The organism is Streptomyces sp. DH10 (assembly GCF_029813805.1).
Lineage (GTDB): Bacteria > Actinomycetota > Actinomycetes > Streptomycetales > Streptomycetaceae > Streptomyces > Streptomyces coeruleofuscus.
Genome location: NZ_JARVKU010000011.1, coordinates 282,513 through 300,030 on the forward strand (window position 1 = coordinate 282,513; position 17,518 = coordinate 300,030).

Sequence of the window (17,518 nt, forward strand, 5' to 3'; positions counted from 1 at the left end):
TGCCGTCAGGTCCGGGCCAGCTCCGCGGCGCCGAACGACACGTCGAAACGGTCGCACCAGATGCTCACGCTGCTGAAGCCCGAGAGGTCCGTGTCACCGGGGAGGGCGTAGTTCTGGCTTCCCTTGTTGCCTTTGAGCTTGCCGAGGCTGACGTACTCGCCGTCGTCGAAGACGTGCCAGCCCGCCTTCCCCTGCTTCACCGGCGCGTCGGTCAGCCAGACGCGCAGGTCCGGTCCGTTGCTGGTGTTCAGGTTCTCCAGCCGGACGACATGAGAACCGTCGGCCAGCCGTACGAGCTTCACCGTGCCCGAGGTCGCGTGCTCGTGGCTGATCAGCTCACCGCTCGCCAGTGTCCGCGGACCGGTGGCCGGGGAAGGCGACCCGGAGGGGGGCGCGGAGGGCGCCGCGGCGGGAGGGGCGGAGGTCTCCGCGATCCCGGGCAGGGACTCCTGAACGGTCTCGTCCTGCCAGAGCTTCCACGGCTGGAACCAGTACAGCCCGAAGCCGACTCCGCCGACCGCCACCACCAGCACCGCGATGACCAACGGCCCGGTCAGCACCTTGCGCACGCGCCCCATCCCCACTCGCCTCCTGAGAGTTCCGCAACCCTCCCGATTCAACGCCACCGCACGGCCGCCCCGCACCCCGCTGCTGATGACGGAATCCTTACGTCTGGCCACGCGACAGCTCGTCGTGCGCCCGCCCCGGGCATCGAGGATGCTGGGCCACAGGAGCCGGCCCGGCGTCCGTGTCGGCCGAGAACAAGGAAGCAGCGCCATGACGATCGACGTGTCCGCGGAGCGCGTGATCCCGCTCCCGCCCGAACGTGTGGCCGAGTACGCCATGGACTGGCGCCATGACGCCGAGTGGACCCAGGGCATCCGCACCGCGGAGCTGACCCGGGAGGCGGAAGAGGGCGGCTTCGGTGTCAACGCCGAGGTCACCCGGACGGCATACTTCCTCGGCCGACGCATCGACTACGTCCTGCATGTGGCCGCGTACGAACCGCCTCACCTGCTGGACATGATCTCCGTGGCCGGCCCGATGCCCATGCATGTCACGTACGCCTTCGCGCCGGACGCACGGGGCACACTCGCCCGCATTCGCGTCCGGGGCGGCGAAGGCGGCTTCTACCGGCTGGCCGCGCCGCTGCTCGCCCGCCAGGTCCGCTCCTCCCTCCGCAAGGACCTGCGCGACCTCGAACAGCGGCTCACGGGGCGGTAGCGGAGCCACTGGGCGCCGCATTCTCGACCACCACCCGGCCACGCCTGACCGCCGTCGGGCGCTGGGCAGTCAGCCTTCGTCCGCCATGGTCAGGGCTTCGGTGATCATGCGGGTGGCGAAGTCGCGGTCGTCGGTGAGGCGGTTGATGTGCTCCGCGAGCAGGAACGCGGTGGCTTCCAGGGGATTCATCTCGTCCATGGTCCAGTCTCCGTACTGCTTGCGCCACAGGCTCGGGCTCAGGCCGGTGCCGGCGGCGACGAGCAGTCCGGCCATGGTGGGGATCGCTTCGGGACGGACGCTCCTGGGCATCATGCGCATCGTGGCCACGAGGTTGGGCACCACGCACTCGATGACGTCCTTGTCGTGGTCCTCGTAGGCCATCCGCAGCCACTGCATGAACATGTAGATGAGTGTGCACGCGCCGTCCAGCAAGTCATCGACCCCGCGGGGCCCCAGGGACACCGCGAACTGGTCGGTCAGCGCCTGCTGTTCGGCGTCGGTCTCGGTTCTGCCGTCGTAGATGGCCTTGAGCCGAGAGTCGATCATCATGAGTGCTGCGCCCACATCGCCGGCGGGAGCGTGCTGGGGGTCGCAGGGCGATGACACAGTGTTCCTCCTCGGCTGACCGACGGCGGCACGGCGCGTTCGTACAGTAACCCGCCGATGAGGGGAGGGTCCGAGGAACGCCGATGTGGGGCTGCGGGTGGCCGTGTCCGGAGGAACACCGACCGCGGGGACGAGGCGGGCCCGGTCCGCGCGGGTCGGTGTGCCCCGGGTCAGCTCGTCGCCCGCACCGCGTCACGGATCAGGTCGGCGACGTCCTTCGGCCGGGAGACGGCGACCGCGTGCGACGCTCCCTCGATCTCCACGACGGTCGCCCCGGCGCGCTCGGCACCGAACCGCTCGACGTCGGGGTTGATCGCCCGGTCCGCTCCGGCCACCAGGGCCCAGGACGGTTTGGTCTTCCACGCGGCCGCCGTCGCCTTCTCCTCGAACGCCGCAGCGGCCAGCGGCCGCTGGGAGACGGCCAGCACCTGGGTGACGTCGGCGGCCACGTCGGCGGCGAAGACCGAGGGGAAGGCGTCGGCGGTGATGGTCACCTCGACGGCGGGGTCACCGCCCTCGACGGGGTACGTCCACTGCTTCAGGCTGCTCGCCAGCGGGGAGGCGGGGAAGCGGCCCTGCAACTCGCCGAGGCTTTCGCCCTCTTCGAGGACGTAGGCGGCGACGTAGACGAGTCCGACAACGTTCTCGGCGGTGCCGGCCACGGTGATGAGCGCACCGCCGTAGGAGTGCCCGACCAGGATGACGGGGCCGTCGACCTGGGCAGCCACGGAGGCGACGTACGCGGCGTCGGCGGCGAGCCCGCGCAGCGGGTTGGGCGGCGCGATCACCGGGATGCCGTGGCCCTGTAGTTCGGCGATGACCCCGATCCAACTGGCCGCGTCGGCGAAGGCACCGTGGACGAGGACGACGGTGGGGGTGGTGGAGGCGGTCATGGTGGCGTCTCTTCTCGTTGTCAGGCGGTGTGCAGGGCGGCGCGCAGCGTGCTGACGGCCAGCGCGATGGCGGCCTCGGCGGCGTGGGTGCCGCGCAGGGCGTTGAGCATGACGAAGTCGTGGATGATGCCCTGGAAGCGCACCGCGGTGACCGGGACGCCGGCCTGACGGAGCTTGGACGCGTACGCCTCGCCCTCGTCGCGCAGCACGTCGGCCTCGCCGGTGATGACCAGGGCCGGGGGCAGATCCGCGAGTTGCTCGGTGGTGGCGCGCAGCGGGGAGGCGGTGATCCGGGCCCGCTCGGCCTCGTCGGTCGTGTACTGGTCCCAGAACCACCGCATGCCGTCGCGGCGCAGGAAGTAACCGGTGGCGAACTGGTGGTAGGAGCCGGTGTCGAAGTTCGCGTCGGTGACCGGGTAGAACAGCACCTGCTGCACCAGGGGCACGTCGCCGCGCTCCTTGGCCATCAGCGTCAGCGCGGCGGACATGTTGCCGCCGACGGAGTCACCGGCGACCGCGATACGGGCGGCGTCCAGTCCCTTCGTCGCGCCGTGCTCCACGATCCACCGCGCCACGGCGTAGTTCTGCTCGACGGCGACCGGGTAGCGGGCCTCGGGTGACAGGTCGTACTCCGGGAACACCACGGCGGCGCCCGCGCCGTCGGCCAGTTCGCGGACCAGGCGGTCATGGGTGTGGGCGTTGCCGAACACCCAGCCGGCGCCGTGGATGTAGAGGATCACCGGGAGGGTGCCGTCGGCGCCGGCGGGCTTGACGATCCGCGCGCGGACGCTGCCCGTCGGCCCGCCGGGCACGGTGATCCACTCCGCGTCGACCGCCGGCTCGGCGATCTCTGCGGACTGCACCTCGTCGACGGCCTTGCGCCCCTCCGCCGGAGGCAGGTCGAACAGATAGGGGGGATGGGCGGTGGCCTCCGCGAAGGCGGCCGCCGCGGGTTCCAGCACCGGCTGGACCGGCTCGACGGTTTCGGACATGGTCGTCTCCTGGTGAATTCGTTTCCCGACTGCGGCTGTTCGCAACGTTAGATCCGCCGGGTGGCGCTAATTGCCCACGCGCGCATTACTGCTGGCCTCACAGCGCACGCCTTGTTCGGTCAGTGCGCTGTGAGGCCATGACCGGTGCACTGGCGGGACAGGTAATCGCCTCGGTCCTGTCTAACGTGGTGGCGAAGCAGTCGTGGTTCGCCGGGGAATTCGCTTGCCACCGAGCCGACGTCCTTTTTGCCAGGGGGTTTTCGAAAGATGTCAACCATGCCGGTCGGCGGCCTCGTTCCGTCGGCCACCGAGGATGCCGCGGACCTGGTCGTCCGCAACGCGAAGATCCACACGGGTGATCCGCGCCACCCGTACGCGGAGGCGCTGGCCGTCCGCGACGGCGTCATCACCGTCGTCGGTGACGACAGGGACGTGGCCACCCGGATCGGCGCGGGCACCGAGGTGGTGGACGCGCTCGGGCGCCGGGTGATCCCCGGCCTCAACGACGCCCATCTGCATGTGATCCGCGGGGGCCTCAACTATGTGCTGGAACTGCGCTGGGACGGGGTGCGCAGCCTGCGTCAGGGCCTGTCGATGCTGCGTGAGCAGGCCGCCCGTACCCCGAAGGGCCAGTGGGTACGGGTGGTGGGGGGCTGGTCGGCCGAGCAGTTCGCGGAACGCCGGCTGCCGAGCGTCGCGGAGCTGAACGCCGCCGCCCCGGACACTCCGGTGTTCGTCCTGCACCTGTACCAGTCGGCCGTGCTGAACCGGGCGGCGCTCAAGGCCGCGGGCTTCACCCGGGACTCGCCGGACCCCAAGGGCGGCCGGATCGTCCGGGGCCGGCACGGGGAACCGACCGGCATGCTGCTGGCCGCGCCCAGCGCCCTCATCCTCTACTCGACCCTGGCGAAGGCGCCGTTGCTGGAGAGCGCGGAGGACAGGAAAACCTCTACCCGGCATTTCCTGCGCGAGTTGAACCGGTTCGGACTGACCTCGGCGATAGACGCCGCCGGCGGTTTCCAGAATTTCCCCGAGAACTACGCCACCGTCGTCGAGCTGGCCAAGACCGGGCAGTTGTCGTTGCGGATCGCCTATCACCTGTTTCCGCAGACTCCCGGTCAGGAGATCGACGATCTCACCCGCTGGATCGAAATGGCCCGCCCCGAGGACGGTGACGAATGGCTGCGTCTGAACGGCGCGGGCGAGAATCTCACCTGGGCGGCCGCCGACTTCGAGAACTTCACCCAGCCGCGTCCGGAACTCGCCCCCGGCTACGAGGCGGAGTTCGAGAAGGCGGTGCGCCTGCTGATGGAGAACGGGTGGGGGTTCCGGCTGCACGCCACGTACGACGAGACCATCCGCCGTGACCTCGCCGTGTTCGAGAAGCTCGCCGCGGACGGCCTCTTCCCGGCCGGGAACCGGTGGCTGTTCGACCACGCGGAGACCGTCTCGCCTGACAGCCTCGACCGCATCGCCGCCCTCGGCGGCGCGATGTCCGTGCAGAACCGTCTCTCCTTCCAGGGCGAGGCGTTCCTGCGGCGCTACGGCCCCGGAGCGGCCGCGGACGCCCCGCCGGTCAGGGCCATGCTGGACCGCGGCCTGACCGTGGGCGCCGGCACCGATGCCACCCGGGTCTCCTCGTACAACCCCTGGGTCGCCCTGCACTGGCTCGTCAGCGGCCGCACCGTCGGTGATCTGGCGCTGCGTCCACCGGAGAACCGCGTCGACCGGCACACGGCGCTGGCGATGTACACCCGCGCCGGCGCCGAACTGACCGGCGAGGCCGAGGTCAAGGGCGTCCTGCGGCCGGGGTGCTACGCGGACCTGACGATCCTGTCCCGGGACTACTTCGACGTGCCCGAGCCGGACATCGCGCACATCGAGTCGCTGCTGACGGTGACGGGCGGCCGGATCGTCTACGCCGCCGCCGAGTACGAGGGACTCGACGAGGAGCTGCCCCCGGTCGGCCCGGCCTGGAGCCCGGTGGCGCACTTCGGCGGCTATCAGGCGTCGGGCCGGGCTGTCGTCCCCGGCGCCCGCCAGGCCGAGTCGCTCGGTCAGGCCGTCGCCGAGTCGGAGGAGCACCGCCAGTGGCGCGTCGCGCGGGGCCTCGTCCCGGACGCCGCGAGCGCCCCCTTCGACCCCTGCTTCGCCCTCTGAACTCCCGGTGGCGGACCGGCCTTTGCCGCCGCCTTCCGGGACATCCCACGACTCCGTCCGACCGGACGGGTTCTTCCCACGGCACGGACAGCGGTCCGCGCCACGCCTACCGAGAAAGGCCCACACTCATGGTCGACATCGCCGAGGTCACCGCGGTCCCCAGCCCCGACCTGCTCACTCCGGACAACTGTGCGGTGCTGTTCGTGGACCACCAGCCCCAGATGTTCTTCGGCACCGGCAGCGGCGACCGCACCGCGATCATCAACGCCACCGTGGGCCTGGCCAAGGCCGCCAGGACCTTCGACGTGCCGGTCGTGCTGAGCACCGTGGCCGCCGAGTCCTTCTCCGGCCCGATCCTGCCGCAGCTGGCGGACGTCTTCCCCGAGCAGAAGATCATCGACCGCACCACGATGAACGCCTGGGAGGACCTGGACTTCGTCGAGGCGGTCAAGTCCACCGGCCGCCGGAAGCTCGTCCTCGCCGGTCTGTGGACCGAGGTCTGCGTCGTCCTTCCCACGCTCTCCGCCCTCGCCCAGGGCTACGAGGTGTACGTCGTCACCGACGCCTCCGGTGGTGTCAGCCCGCAGGCCCACGAGCACGCCGTCCAGCGCATGATCCAGGCCGGAGCGGTCCCGGTGACCTGGGTGCAGGTCCTTCTGGAGCTCCAGCGCGACTGGGCCCGCACCGAGACCTACGCCGCGACGACGGACGTGGTGAAGGAGCACGCCGGCGCCTACGGCCTCGGCGTCGTCTACGCGCAGGCCATGATCGGCGCTCACGCCGCCGGCTGATCCGCGCACCGGCACGGGAACGTCAGGAACGGACAGGAACAGGCGGGAACACGATGGACGCTGGACTGCTGGTCCTCCGGCTGGTGGTGGGCTTGCTCATCGCCGGGCACGGGGTGCAGAAGGTGAGCTTCCGGCTCGGAGGAGACGGCTTGGCGGGCGGGACCGAGGAGTTCCGCCGTGACGGATTCCGCGGCGGCCGGCTCACCGCGCTCGCCGCGGGCGCCGGTCAGATCGGTTCCGGCCTGTTCCTGGCGGCCGGCCTGCTCACGCCCCTGGCGGCGATGGCCGCGATGGGCGTGATGACGGTCGCGGGCAGCGTGAAGTGGCCCAAGGGGCTGTGGGTGCAGCACGACGGTTACGAGTATCCGCTGGTCCTCGTCGTCGTCTGCGCCGCGCTGGCCCTCACCGGGCCCGGACGGTGGTCCGTGGACCACGCGGCGGGCATCGTCCCCTGGCCGGAGTGGGTCGCCGTCGCCGCCCTCGTGCTGGGACCGGTGAGCGGGTTGCTCACCCGTCTGGTGCTGCACCGGCCGGCCGCTGCGGGAGAAGGGATGCGGCATGCGCAGGCTTCTGAGTGACGCGGCCCGCACCCTGGTGCCGCGTCACGAGGAGCGGCACGGTCCGCTGCCTCCCCTGATGCTGATCCTGACGGTGGCCACCGGCATGGTCGACGCGGTGAGCTACCTGGCGCTCGGGCACGTCTTCGTCGCCAACATGACCGGCAACGTGGTCTTCCTCGGATTCGCCCTGGCCGGCGCCGGGAGCCTGTCCGCGCTCGCGTCCGTGGTGTCGATGGCCGCGTTCCTCGTCGGCGCGTTCGCCGGGGGCGGGCTCGGCACGCGGTTCGCCTCGCACCGCGGCCGTCTGCTGCGCGCCGCGACGGTGGTGCAGACGGTTCTGGTCGCGGTGTCCGTGGTGGTCGCCGTCACAGCGGACGACCGGGTCACCACCGGCGTGCGCTACACCCTGATCGTGTGCCTGGGGCTCGCCATGGGTGTGCAGAACGCGGTCGCCCGCCGGCTCGGCGTGCCGGACCTCACCACGACCGTCCTGACCCTGACCCTGACGGGCCTGGCCGCCGACTCCACCCGGGCGGGCGGCGAAGCGCCGCGCCCCGGGCGCCGGATCCTCTCCGTGCTCGCGATGTTCCTCGGCGCCCTCGCCGGCGCCGGGATCATCCTGTACGGCCGCCTCTCCTTCGCGCTGGGCCTGACGCTGCTGCTGCTCGCGGTCACCGCCGTGACAGCGCACCGGCTCTCGGCCTCCGATGCGCCCTGGGTCCGCCCCCGGCCCTGAGCGGTCCGCCGCCGATCCGCCGGTCCGCCGTCCGCCGATCCGCCGGTGGACCACCGGCAGTTCCCGACGCCGTGATCACGCCGGCCACGGCGTGATCACCTCACTGCGGCCGATCCCTCCAGCCCGGCGAAGGCGAGGATGCCGGGGACCGCTTCGCGCAGGCTCGCGAAGTGACGGTGCACGCCGGCCACCGCGGCCGCGGTGTTGACGCCCCACACCGTCATGCCGGCCCGCCGCCCTGCTTCGACGCCGGACGGGGCGTCCTCGACGACCAGGCAGTCCTCGGGCCGGGCCCCGAGTTGCTCGGCGGCCAACAGGTAGGGGACGGGCGAGGGTTTGCCCTCCTCCACCGCGGCGGCGTCCACGATGACGCGCGGGACCGGCAGGCCCGTCCGGGTGAATCGCCCGCGCACCCGGTGCTCGTAGTTGGAGGTCACGAGCGCCCACGCCCCCGACGGCAGGGCACCCAGAAGCTGTGACGCGCCGTCGAAGGCCCCGTAGACGCCGGACCGGACGTCCTCGTCCTCCAGCTCGTGCAACGCGGCCAGGCACTCCTGTGGATCCTGGTCCGGAGCCACCTTCGCGAAGGTCTCGATCGGCCGCGTCCGCAAGGCCACCCGATAGACCTCAGCCGCGTCGAGCCCGTACCGCTCCGCCCAACTCGCCCAGACCCGGCGCTGGTTGTCCAATGCGTCGATCAACGTGCCGTCGACATCGAAGAGGACGCACTTCCTGGGGCAGGGCCGCACAGGCTCACTGGTCATGCCGTGATCATGCCAGGAGCTACGGAAGACCGTTCACGGACACCGCGCGTCGGCGTCCGCCGAGTCGACCCCCGACGCCGCCAACGCCTGCCATTCCCTGGGGGACATACCGTAGGCGTCCCGGAAGGTGCGGCTGAAGTGGGAGGGGCTGCTGAAGCCCCAGCGGTGGGCCACGGCCGCCACGGTCGTCCTGCGGTTGGACGACCGGCCGAGTTCCTGCCTGCACGAGTCGAGCCTGCGCTGCCGCACCCACTGGCCCACCGTGGTGCCGTCGTCCTGGAAGAGCTTGTGCAGATAGCGGACGGAGATGTGATGCGCGCGGGCAATCGATTCCGGTGACAGCTCCGGCTCCGTCAGATGCTCCTCGATGAAGGCCCGGATCCGCGACAGCATCTCGCCGCCGGCCTTCGACGCGCCGGACGCCTCCGGCCCGGTCTCCGCCTGAAGGAGTTCCATGACGAGGACAGCCAGGAGGTCCACGGCACTGCGGGCGAGCCGGTCCCCGATCGCCGACCGGTGGAACTCCTCCTCGGCGGCGAGCGCGGACAGGAAGCCCGACACCAGCGCCCCGATACCGGCACCGTGCCGCACCGGCACGCCCACGACCCGGTCCAGGTCCGGCTCCGCGACGCCCAGGTGGCGGCGGGTCGTACGGAAGTACGTCATCAGGCAGTCCTCACCGAACCGGAGGACATCGCGCCGGGCCGGATCGCAGAAGACCATGTCCCCCGGCTCCAGGAAGGCCTCGGCCTCCCCGGCCCGGGTGAGCGCGACCGTCCCCCGGACGTGCAGGCCCAGGTACAGGAACTCGCCCTCCCCCTCGTCGGGCATCGCGGACAGCATCCGAACGAGATCGGACACACGGGTCATCGATAACTCGGTCATGAGACCTCCAAGCTCCGGGCCCGGGTCACCGGGAAACACGCGCGCTGTCGCGGTACTCCGGCTTGGCGCCATCGTCATCGTTCGTGGTCATGTCCCCCACGGTCTTCCCCCCCATGTCGGCGTCGGTGTACGACATCGTCGGGCACCGGCGGTTTCGGCCGCCACCGCACGCCGTGCTAATCCGGCTGAGAACTTTTCTCGCTCTGTAGGAACGCCTTGGAAGCCGCGGAGTTCCCGGCTGCCGGGGGAGGCGAGGTCAGACTCGTGCCTCTTCGCCCGCCCTGGCGAGGAGTTCCTCGACCCGAAGGCCCATGTGCAGGACCAGCCGGTCGGCACCGTTGTCCAGGTCGAGGCCGGTGATCTCCCGTATCCGCCGCAGCCGGTAGTACAGCGTGGTCCGGTGCAGTCGCAGGGCGTCCGCCGTCCTGGGGACGGAGCCGGCGTTGTCCAGGAAGCACCGCAGGGTGTCCCGCAGCCGGGCACCGCCGTGGGCCTCGGCCAGGGCGCGCAGCGGCTGCGGGAGCAGCGACGCGTTCAGGGCACACTCCGGCAGTTGCAGGAGCACGGCGAACTCCCCCAGTTCCGCCCAGTCGCCCAGGCCCTTCAGATGGGGCAGCCGACGCGCCGCACGGACCGCCACCAGTGCCTGCTCGTACGAGGTCCACGCGTCGGCGAGACCGGCCCGGGGCCCGCCGATGCCGACCACCGGAGCGGCTGACGCGTCGAGGAAGGTGCCGAGTTCCTCGATGATGCGCCGGGACTGCCCGCGCAGTTCGTCCGGGGCCGGGGGCCGGTCCCGGACCTGGAGCAGGACTGCCCGGTCCTGCTCGACCGCCATGACGCCGTGTGCCGAACGCGTCTGCCGGAATCCCTCCACCGCGCCCCTGAGGGCCACCTCGGTCCGTCCCGGCGGCTCCTCGCCCCGGGACACCTGGACGACGCTGACGACGACGTGCGGCGTCTCCCGCAGCAGCCCGCTGTCCAGCGCTTGTTGCCGCGCGGCGTCGCGCGCCGCCGGGCTGCTGCCGAGCAGGCCGAGCAGCAGGTCCCGTGCGCCGGTCTCCTCGGTGTCGGCCGCGAGGTGTTCCGCGTACATCTGCGCGGACACGGGGTGAGCGGCTCGCGCGATGCTCTCCTTCTCCCGCTCGGTCAGTTGCCGCTCCGGCGCGACGATCACCATCAGGCCGAGGAGGTGACCGCGTTCCCGGAGCGGCACGATGTAGCGGGGCAGCAGCCCGAGGTCGTCCCGGCCGTCCACGAATCCGGGCCGGCACCACTGGGTGACGCCCTGCGCGAGGACGTACCGGATCCCCTCGCTGTCGGCTCGGCCCTGCAACAGGGTGCGGATGCGCACGGGGTCCTCGTCGCCGAAGTGCCGGCTCGTGCAGATCATTCTGACCAAGGGGTCGACGATGGCCACGGACCGGCCGAGTTCCTCCGCGAGTTCGTCGACGAGTGCCTGGAGCGCGGCACTGCCGGGGCGGGCTCGCTGAACTCTTTCGGTCATGCGGGATTCCTTCACGGAAAGCTCAGGGCTGCGACGCGGGCCGGTGGGCGGCACGCCGGGACCGCCCGGGAGACTCGGCGGAAGCGCACGCGGCTGTGGCGGGCGTGGGCGAGAGGGGGCCGGGCTCGGAGGGGTCTCGGTGCGGTGCCGGCCGACCGTGGTGGCGCGCACCCGGCCCGGTGGCGGCGTGGTGAGCACGCCGCCCTGGACGGGTCCTTCCTCGCGTACCGGTGCGCCCGGCGTCATGGTCTCCGCCCTTCCGAGGTGATGTTCGCGTTCGAGGCAGGCGCACGGCCACGCACCGGACCCCCACGGGGTTCCGAGCCGGCCGGCCGCGGTGCCGCCTGCACGGATCCGGATGCTGTCAGAGCGCCGGGAGGACGCGCTTATGTCATGTGACCAGTCATGCGACCCCACCTGCGGGAACCGGCCGGACGTCCACGGATGACCTGGCAGGATGATCATCGGAGCGACGAGCGGCACCCCGACGGGTGCCGTTCGCCGGGGGGACGGTCGGATGGAGGCAGCACATGGACGACGGCGCCGGACAGGCACACGCGCCGGAGATCCTCGGCAGGGACCGGGAGTTGGCGCGGATCGCTCAGTTGGTCCACGCCGACGACTCCGGCGGTCCGAAGGTGCTCGTGCTGGTCGGTGAGCCGGGGGCGGGAAAGAGCACCCTGGTGGACCGGGCCGCGTCGCAGGCCGCGGCCCGCGGCCGACGGGTGCTCCGGGTGCGCGGCAGCGAAGGCGAGGAGGACCTGCCGTTCGCGGGCGTGCACCAGCTGCTCCGCCCGGTCCTCGCCGGGGTGGAGCGGCTTCCCCCGCGGCAGCGCGACGCCCTGCGCCGCGCGTTCGGCACGGACGAGATGGACGCGGAGCGGACGCCCGACCAACTGCTCATCAGGCTCGGTGTGCTGACCCTCCTCTCGGACGCGGCGTCGGAGCGCCCCCTGCTGATCGCCGTCGACGACGCACAGTGGCTGGACGTCGGCTCGCTGGACGTGCTCGCGTTCGTCGCCCGGCGCCTGGAGGGCGAACCCGCGGCGATGCTGCTCGCCGCCCGAGACGAGGCGGTTCCGGCGCGCTTCGACCACGACTTCCCGCATCTGACGGCCGGTCCGCTGGACCGGGCCGCGGCCGGGCTCCTGCTGGACGCCCAGCCGCATCCGCCGAAGGGCCGGGTCCGGTCGCAGATCCTGCGGCAGGCGGCCGGGAATCCGCTGGCCCTCATCGAGCTGACGCGGGCTTTCGCCAGGGATCCGGCCGGACGTGACATCGGGTCGGTCGACACGCTCCCCGTGACCGCCCGTCTGGAGCGCCTCTTCGCCGCCGACCTGCCCACCCTGCCGGAATCCACCCGCCGGGTCCTGCTCCTGGCGGCGGCCGCCGGCACCGAGCGGCTCTCGGACGTCCTGCACGCCGCACCGGGCCTGGACGGCGTACTGGTCTGGCGGCCCGCCGAGGAGGCCGGTCTGGTGCGCGTCGAGGGCGGCCAGGTGCGTCTGCGCCACCCGCTGGTCCGCTCCGCGATCTACCAGGCGGCCTCCTTCGCCGAGCGCCGCGAGGCCCACCTGGCGCTCGCCGCCACGTTCGCGAAGGAGCCCGACCGCCGGGCCTGGCATCTGGCGGCGGCCGCGCTGGGCCCCGACGAACAGGTCGCCACCGCTCTGGCGGACAGCGCGGAACGCTCCCGGCAGCGCGGCGGTCACGCGGCCGCGGCCGCCGCTCTGGAGCGCGCCGCGGAACTCACGCCGGAGCCGGAGCGGCGGGCCCGGCGCCTGCTCGGCGCCGCCGCGTCGGCCATGTTCGCGGGGCACCCGCAGTGGGTCGGGGACATCGCGACCCGGGTCGACACTCTGACGGACGACGCGCGGCTGCTCGCCGAGGCGTCCCTGCGCGCCGGGTGGTCGCTGGCCGTCACCCTCCGGCACGACGACTCCCTGGCGTTCCTGCTGCACGTGGCCGAAGCCATGGCCACGCAGGCTCCCGCCCTCGCCCTGGACGCGCTGGGCACGGCCGCCACTCCGGCGTACAACTCCGGCGACCCCTTCTACCGGGCCGAACTCGAGCGGATCAACGCCCTCATCGCGCCGCAGCCGGACGAGGACGGCAGCGACCGCCTCTGGGTGGCGGCGGTCGGCAACCCCTTCGCCGCGCGGGAGGAGGCTCTGGAGCGACTGGCCCAGGCCGTGGACGCCCTGCCGGACGGCTCGCTGTCCGCCCTCGTCGTGCTCGGTGCCGCCGCCACGGTGCTGGACGCGACCGACCAGGCCGTGCGGCTGTACGGCCGGGCCATGGATCATCTGCGCCGGACGGCGACCGCCGGAACCAACGCGACCCTCGCGCGGGCGCTCGCCCTCGCCCTGTTCGACAGCGGTGCCTGGACGGCGGCCCAGTCCGCCGCCGAGGACGCCTTCTGGATGGCGACCGAGGCGGGAGCGGACAACGTCACCGTGGGAGCGCAGCTCCTCCAGGCCACGCTACGCGCCGCGCAGGGGGACCATGCGGCGGCGCACGCACGGGCGAGCGGCGCGGTGCGCGGCCTCGATCTGCGCAAGTCGCGGAGCCTGTACGTGCGTTACCGTCAGGCACGCGGGACGGCGTTCCTCGCGGAGGGCGATCACCAGTCGGCCTACGAGCAGCTCCGCCGGGCCTTCACCCGCGACTTCCACCCGGAACCCGTGCACTACCACGTCTCCCTGTACTGCCTCTCCGATCTCGCCGCGGCCGCCGTCCGCGCCGGGCAGGTGGCCGACGCCCGCGTCGTGCTGCACGCCGCCGAACGGGCCATGGGGGCGTCCCGTTCCGTCCGTCTGGACGCGGTCGTGCACCGCGCCTCGGCCCTGCTGGGCGATCCCGAAGAGGCGGAGGCCCGCTTCCGCGCGGCGACGGACCCGGTCACCGCCCGCTGGCCGTTCGAGCACGCTCTCGCGCACCTGAACTTCGGTGAATGGCTGCGGCGCCGCCGGCGGTCCGTCGAGGCACGGCCTTTGCTCGGCACCGCCCTGGAGATCTTCGAACGGCTGGACGCCCGGCCCTGGGTGGAGCGCACCGCCGCCGAACTCCGCGCGGCGGGCGTGGCGGTGGCACCCGCCGCGGTGCCGGAAGCCGTGTCCGGCCTGACGCCGCAGGAACTTCAGATCGCCCAGCTGGCGGCCGAGGGCCTGACGAACCGGGACATCGGTGCCCGGCTCTACCTGTCTCCGCGCACCATCGGCTTCCACCTGCACAAGATCTTCCCCAAGCTAGGCGTCACCGGCCGCGCCCAACTGCGTGACGCCCTCGGTGACTTGTCACGGCCGGACTGAACGGGTGTGCCGCCGCCGCGCCTCGTGACGGATGTCTGCGGACGTCTGCGGATGTCTAACGGTGGGTCCGCTCCGCGATCCACCCCGCCATCGCCCGTACGCCGATGCCGATGGACCGCTCGTCCGGGGCGAAGTCGGGGAAGTGCGGGTAGCCGGTGGTGATCGGGGCGCCGGGGGCTCGGACGCCGAGGAACGTGTACGTGCCGGGGACGCGTTCCAGGTACAGGGCGTAGTCCTCGCCGCTGAAGGGCGGGAACGCGGAACGGAACGTGGCGACCGAGTCACGACCCAGTTCGCGGCGCAGATGGCGGGCGAGCGCGCGGGCCTCGGCTTCCGGGCAGACCAGGGCCGGGAACGGCTCGGCGGGAAAGCTCACCGCCGCTCCCGCGTACGGCTTGGCCAGCCGGCGGATCTCCTCGCGTATCTCCGTGTACCGCTCCTGCGGCCAACAGCGGTAGGACACGGCCACCTTGGTCTCCTGCACCGAGGCCCTGAGGGCGACGAAGCGGGCGAACGGCCCGTCGGGGATCTGGGCGTCGGTGACCATCCGCTCGATGTCCGCGGGCGTCTGCGGGGGTGTCACCGTGGCGAGGGCGTCGATCTCGGCGGCCAGTCGCCGCGCGGCATCGGACGCGTCCGGGCCCTGAAGCGTCACCTCCGCCTTGTCCTGGCCCGGCATCCCGTAGCCCCCGGTCACAGCGAACCGGCCGACGGGGAAAGGCCCGCAGTGCAGCGCGTGGATCTCCTCGACACGGGTGCGCTCCAGCACGCCCGCCCCGATCAGTGCCCGGGCTCCGGAGAGGCTTTCCTCGGCGGGCTGGAAGAGGAACACCACGGTGCCGCTCAGCTGCCGCCGCAGCCGCGCCAGGACCTTGGCGACGCCCAGGACCACCGTCGTGTGAATGTCGTGCCCGCACAAGTGGGCCGCGGCCCGGCCGCCTCCGACGATGTCCTTGGGCGGCACCGCGTCCATGTCCGCCCGGTACGCGACCGTCCGGCCCGGACGCGCGCCGTGCAGGACACCGACCACACCGTGCCCGCCCACCCCGGTGGTGACGGTCAGCCCGGCCGCCCGCAGTTCCCGGGCCACGACGGCTGCGGTACGACGCTCCTCCCCCGGCAGCTCGGGGTGCCGGTGGATGTCCCGTCTCAGCTCGATCAACCCGCCCTCGATGCGCGCGACCTGGGCATCCAGCGCCCCGTTCCCCACCGGCCCCCTCCACCCGCCCGCGACGGCGTTCCCCGCAGTACCCCACACCGTTGCCGCACCGGCTGCCGCCGCCATGCCGGCCAGCAGCGTACGGCGGGCCGGAGCATGCTCCGTAGGACGCTTCACTGTTCCCCCTTCACGGTCCGTCAAGTGGTCACCCGGCGAGCGGGAGACCCGTGCGTACACGATCACTCGTCGCGCGGGCCGCCGCCCATCCGGTGAGCCACCGCTCGCGGGTGGGGAAACCCCCCGTCCGTCCCTGTGGTCCTGGCCCGGCTCCTGCGTCGGCCGTTCGGCGGGGATGCCGTCCCGCTGCGTGCCGTGCGGGCGTCTGCTCTAGTCTCGTCCATGGCCGATGACGATTTTCGGCCAGCCAGGTGACCAAATCAGTCACGTACGCCGAGGTGAACACAGAGAGCAGGGCCCGGACACGGACACGCGTCCCGATTCCACGGCTCGACGAGCCGCCGCCCTGCCGAAATCGCTGTCAGGAGGACCGTTGCACCACGACGAGCGGGCGGACCGGCCCGGAAGCCACGGCGAGCACCAGGTCCAGCGGGAGCTGGGCACCGTCGCGCGCGCCGACCGGTTCTACGACGATCAGGTCCTGCACCGGCTCAATGCGCGGATGCAGGAGTTCGTGGCCCGCCAGGAGATGTTCTTCCTCGCGACCGCGGACAGCCACGGCGAATGCGACAGCACCTTCCGGGCCGGCCCGCCGGGCTTTCTCCGGGTACTCGACGACGCGACGCTGGCCTACCCGGAGTACCGAGGGAACGGCGTCATGGCCTCGCTCGGCAACATCCGGGAGAACCCGCACATCGGCATGCTGATGATCGATTTCTCCCAGGACCGCATCGGCCTCCATGTCAACGGCCGCGCACAGCTGGTCACCGACGACACGATGCGCCGGAGGATTCCGGACCTGCCGGTCGACCCGATACCCGGCCGCCGCCCCCACATGTGGGTGGAGGTCGAGGTCGAAGAGGCATACATCCACTGCTCCAAGCACATACCGAGGTTGGTCAGAGCCCCCCTCCGGCAGAACACCAACGGCACGGACCGCTCCGCCGCCGACGGCGAACAGGCCTGGGGCACCGACGACCCCAAGCGCAAGGGGGGCGACTACTTCGGAGCGGCGGCCCGGGAACGGGGAATCAACCCCCGCTGAAGCCCGGCCGGAAAATGGCCGGCAGGTCTCCCGGTTTCTCCTTTGCCAACGCCACGCAGGCACGCTCTGCCAAAGGCCTTCAGCGACGAACGGACGCCGTGGGCCGCCTGTCCGGCCGCCTGCGACGGTGGCCGGAGTACCGTCCGCAAGCTGCCGGGGTCCCCTTCCCCGGCACCGACGCGCGTGCTTTCGGCATCGTGGCCGACGTGGTGCTCGGTCAGACCTCGGCGGCGGTGCCGACCCAGTGGACCTCCACGGCGAAGCTGTTCGCCCACACGGCGCCCGCCAGGCAGGTCACCGCCCTGGCCCCGCTGGACGAGCCAGGCCATTACCAGCTGTTCACCATCGGCCCGGACGTCCGCCGCTGCCGGGCGCCCGGATGCCGGACATCCAGCTGGCCGACGATGTCTGGGCCGGCGAGCCGCTGCGCACGGGCTGCGGTGTCCTGCTGACCGTGGACTCCGCCTTCGTCGACGGGGCTCGCCCCTGGTCCGATCGCGTCGAGGCGGTGCCGCTGCCGGAGAACGCGCTCACCGGCGAGGACGCCGACGCGTTCCTGATCCGACCGGGCCGGCATCACCAACCCGGCGGGAGGGGATCGGTGGCGAATCCCGAATCGCGAATTCCGGAAACGGATTCTTGATTTGACAACTCGGCCAGCGTTATGTGCAACGGGATTCCTTCCATTTCGTCGCTTTGCTCATATGC

Annotated in this window: 16 protein-coding genes; 8 read left to right on the forward strand and 8 right to left on the reverse strand. The window is 72.0% G+C overall.

The features are described 5' to 3' along the window. Nucleotides 1-5: 5 nt before the first annotated feature. Nucleotides 6-578 carry a DM13 domain-containing protein gene (locus QC385_RS23945; RefSeq protein ID WP_279543394.1) on the reverse strand — a complete coding sequence of 191 codons (573 nt, stop codon included), beginning with the start codon at nucleotides 576-578 and terminating at the stop codon, nucleotides 6-8. Between the two features lie 199 nt (nucleotides 579-777). On the opposite strand from QC385_RS23945, the gene QC385_RS23950 reads away from it, so the two are divergent. After that, on the forward strand, nucleotides 778-1,224 hold the full coding sequence (locus tag QC385_RS23950) for an SRPBCC family protein (RefSeq protein ID WP_279543395.1): 447 nt from the start codon (nucleotides 778-780) through the stop codon (nucleotides 1,222-1,224). Nucleotides 1,225-1,293: 69 nt separating this feature from the next. Here the strand turns inward: QC385_RS23950 and QC385_RS23955 are convergent, their stop codons facing one another. The 3 genes from QC385_RS23955 to QC385_RS23965 form a co-directional block, all read right to left on the reverse strand. After that, nucleotides 1,294-1,830, reverse strand: a complete 537-nt coding sequence (locus QC385_RS23955) for a hypothetical protein (protein ID WP_279543396.1) — start codon at nucleotides 1,828-1,830, stop codon at nucleotides 1,294-1,296. Nucleotides 1,831-2,000: 170 nt separating this feature from the next. Continuing rightward, complete coding sequence (locus QC385_RS23960; protein ID WP_279543397.1) at nucleotides 2,001-2,723, reverse strand: alpha/beta fold hydrolase; 723 nt, start codon at nucleotides 2,721-2,723, stop codon at nucleotides 2,001-2,003. A 20-nt stretch (nucleotides 2,724-2,743) separates the two neighbouring features. Beyond that, nucleotides 2,744-3,715 (reverse strand): alpha/beta hydrolase, encoded by a 972-nt coding sequence (locus tag QC385_RS23965; RefSeq protein ID WP_279543398.1) that lies wholly within the window; start codon nucleotides 3,713-3,715, stop codon nucleotides 2,744-2,746. 267 nt (nucleotides 3,716-3,982) lie between these two features. Here QC385_RS23965 and QC385_RS23970 point away from each other — a divergent pair, with 267 nt between their 5' ends. The 4 genes from QC385_RS23970 to QC385_RS23985 all read left to right on the forward strand — a co-directional run bounded on the left by QC385_RS23970 (nucleotide 3,983) and on the right by QC385_RS23985 (nucleotide 7,962). Then, complete coding sequence (locus QC385_RS23970) at nucleotides 3,983-5,875, forward strand: amidohydrolase (RefSeq protein WP_279543399.1); 1,893 nt, start codon at nucleotides 3,983-3,985, stop codon at nucleotides 5,873-5,875. A gap of 128 nt (nucleotides 5,876-6,003) precedes the next feature. Continuing rightward, entirely contained in the window at nucleotides 6,004-6,666 is a 663-nt protein-coding gene (locus QC385_RS23975) for a hydrolase (RefSeq protein WP_279543400.1), read from the forward strand. A 53-nt stretch (nucleotides 6,667-6,719) separates the two neighbouring features. Next, the gene (locus tag QC385_RS23980; protein WP_279543401.1) at nucleotides 6,720-7,244 is read left to right on the forward strand and encodes a DoxX family protein; all 525 of its coding nucleotides are present in this window, start codon (nucleotides 6,720-6,722) and stop codon (nucleotides 7,242-7,244) included. Further along, nucleotides 7,225-7,962, forward strand: coding sequence for a YoaK family protein (locus QC385_RS23985; RefSeq protein WP_279543402.1), 738 nt, complete (start codon nucleotides 7,225-7,227; stop codon nucleotides 7,960-7,962). The genes QC385_RS23980 and QC385_RS23985 overlap by 20 nt, the downstream gene beginning before the upstream one ends. Before the next feature lie 95 nt (nucleotides 7,963-8,057). Here the strand turns inward: QC385_RS23985 and QC385_RS23990 are convergent, their stop codons facing one another. The 3 genes from QC385_RS23990 to QC385_RS24000 all read right to left on the reverse strand — a co-directional run bounded on the left by QC385_RS23990 (nucleotide 8,058) and on the right by QC385_RS24000 (nucleotide 11,118). Next, nucleotides 8,058-8,726, reverse strand: coding sequence for an HAD-IA family hydrolase (locus QC385_RS23990; protein WP_279543403.1), 669 nt, complete (start codon nucleotides 8,724-8,726; stop codon nucleotides 8,058-8,060). Nucleotides 8,727-8,759: 33 nt separating this feature from the next. After that, on the reverse strand, nucleotides 8,760-9,611 hold the full coding sequence (locus tag QC385_RS23995) for a helix-turn-helix domain-containing protein (protein ID WP_279543404.1): 852 nt from the start codon (nucleotides 9,609-9,611) through the stop codon (nucleotides 8,760-8,762). A 256-nt stretch (nucleotides 9,612-9,867) separates the two neighbouring features. Next, the gene (locus tag QC385_RS24000) at nucleotides 9,868-11,118 is read right to left on the reverse strand and encodes a PucR family transcriptional regulator (protein ID WP_279543405.1); all 1,251 of its coding nucleotides are present in this window, start codon (nucleotides 11,116-11,118) and stop codon (nucleotides 9,868-9,870) included. Nucleotides 11,119-11,648: 530 nt separating this feature from the next. On the opposite strand from QC385_RS24000, the gene QC385_RS24005 reads away from it, so the two are divergent. Continuing rightward, nucleotides 11,649-14,429, forward strand: a complete 2,781-nt coding sequence (locus QC385_RS24005) for a helix-turn-helix transcriptional regulator (protein WP_279543406.1) — start codon at nucleotides 11,649-11,651, stop codon at nucleotides 14,427-14,429. A 55-nt stretch (nucleotides 14,430-14,484) separates the two neighbouring features. On the opposite strand, the gene QC385_RS24010 is transcribed toward QC385_RS24005, so the two are convergent. Continuing rightward, nucleotides 14,485-15,639, reverse strand: coding sequence for a M20 metallopeptidase family protein (locus tag QC385_RS24010; protein WP_279543407.1), 1,155 nt, complete (start codon nucleotides 15,637-15,639; stop codon nucleotides 14,485-14,487). 499 nt (nucleotides 15,640-16,138) lie between these two features. Here QC385_RS24010 and QC385_RS24015 point away from each other — a divergent pair, with 499 nt between their 5' ends. Beyond that, a complete protein-coding gene (locus QC385_RS24015; RefSeq protein ID WP_279543408.1) occupies nucleotides 16,139-16,810 on the forward strand; it encodes a pyridoxamine 5'-phosphate oxidase family protein in 672 nt (223 codons plus the stop codon). Nucleotides 16,811-17,189: 379 nt separating this feature from the next. Further along, nucleotides 17,190-17,453, forward strand: coding sequence for an aromatic-ring hydroxylase C-terminal domain-containing protein (locus tag QC385_RS24020; protein WP_279543409.1), 264 nt, complete (start codon nucleotides 17,190-17,192; stop codon nucleotides 17,451-17,453). The last annotated feature ends 65 nt before the right edge of the window (nucleotides 17,454-17,518 follow it).

What these genes read in the sequence shown, in the direction of transcription:
- QC385_RS23945 (WP_279543394.1), bottom strand. Translation starts at nt 578, where the DNA reads ATGGGGCGCGTGCGCAAGGTGCTGACCGGGCCGTTGGTCATCGCGGTG.
- QC385_RS23950 (WP_279543395.1), top strand. Translation starts at nt 778, where the DNA reads ATGACGATCGACGTGTCCGCGGAGCGCGTGATCCCGCTCCCGCCCGAA.
- QC385_RS23960 (WP_279543397.1), bottom strand. Translation starts at nt 2,723, where the DNA reads ATGACCGCCTCCACCACCCCCACCGTCGTCCTCGTCCACGGTGCCTTC.
- QC385_RS23965 (WP_279543398.1), bottom strand. Translation starts at nt 3,715, where the DNA reads ATGTCCGAAACCGTCGAGCCGGTCCAGCCGGTGCTGGAACCCGCGGCG.
- QC385_RS23970 (WP_279543399.1), top strand. Translation starts at nt 3,983, where the DNA reads ATGTCAACCATGCCGGTCGGCGGCCTCGTTCCGTCGGCCACCGAGGAT.
- QC385_RS23975 (WP_279543400.1), top strand. Translation starts at nt 6,004, where the DNA reads ATGGTCGACATCGCCGAGGTCACCGCGGTCCCCAGCCCCGACCTGCTC.
- QC385_RS23980 (WP_279543401.1), top strand. Translation starts at nt 6,720, where the DNA reads ATGGACGCTGGACTGCTGGTCCTCCGGCTGGTGGTGGGCTTGCTCATC.
- QC385_RS23985 (WP_279543402.1), top strand. Translation starts at nt 7,225, where the DNA reads ATGCGCAGGCTTCTGAGTGACGCGGCCCGCACCCTGGTGCCGCGTCAC.
- QC385_RS23990 (WP_279543403.1), bottom strand. Translation starts at nt 8,726, where the DNA reads ATGACCAGTGAGCCTGTGCGGCCCTGCCCCAGGAAGTGCGTCCTCTTC.
- QC385_RS23995 (WP_279543404.1), bottom strand. Translation starts at nt 9,611, where the DNA reads ATGACCGAGTTATCGATGACCCGTGTGTCCGATCTCGTTCGGATGCTG.
- QC385_RS24000 (WP_279543405.1), bottom strand. Translation starts at nt 11,118, where the DNA reads ATGACCGAAAGAGTTCAGCGAGCCCGCCCCGGCAGTGCCGCGCTCCAG.
- QC385_RS24005 (WP_279543406.1), top strand. Translation starts at nt 11,649, where the DNA reads ATGGACGACGGCGCCGGACAGGCACACGCGCCGGAGATCCTCGGCAGG.
- QC385_RS24020 (WP_279543409.1), top strand. Translation starts at nt 17,190, where the DNA reads ATGCCGGACATCCAGCTGGCCGACGATGTCTGGGCCGGCGAGCCGCTG.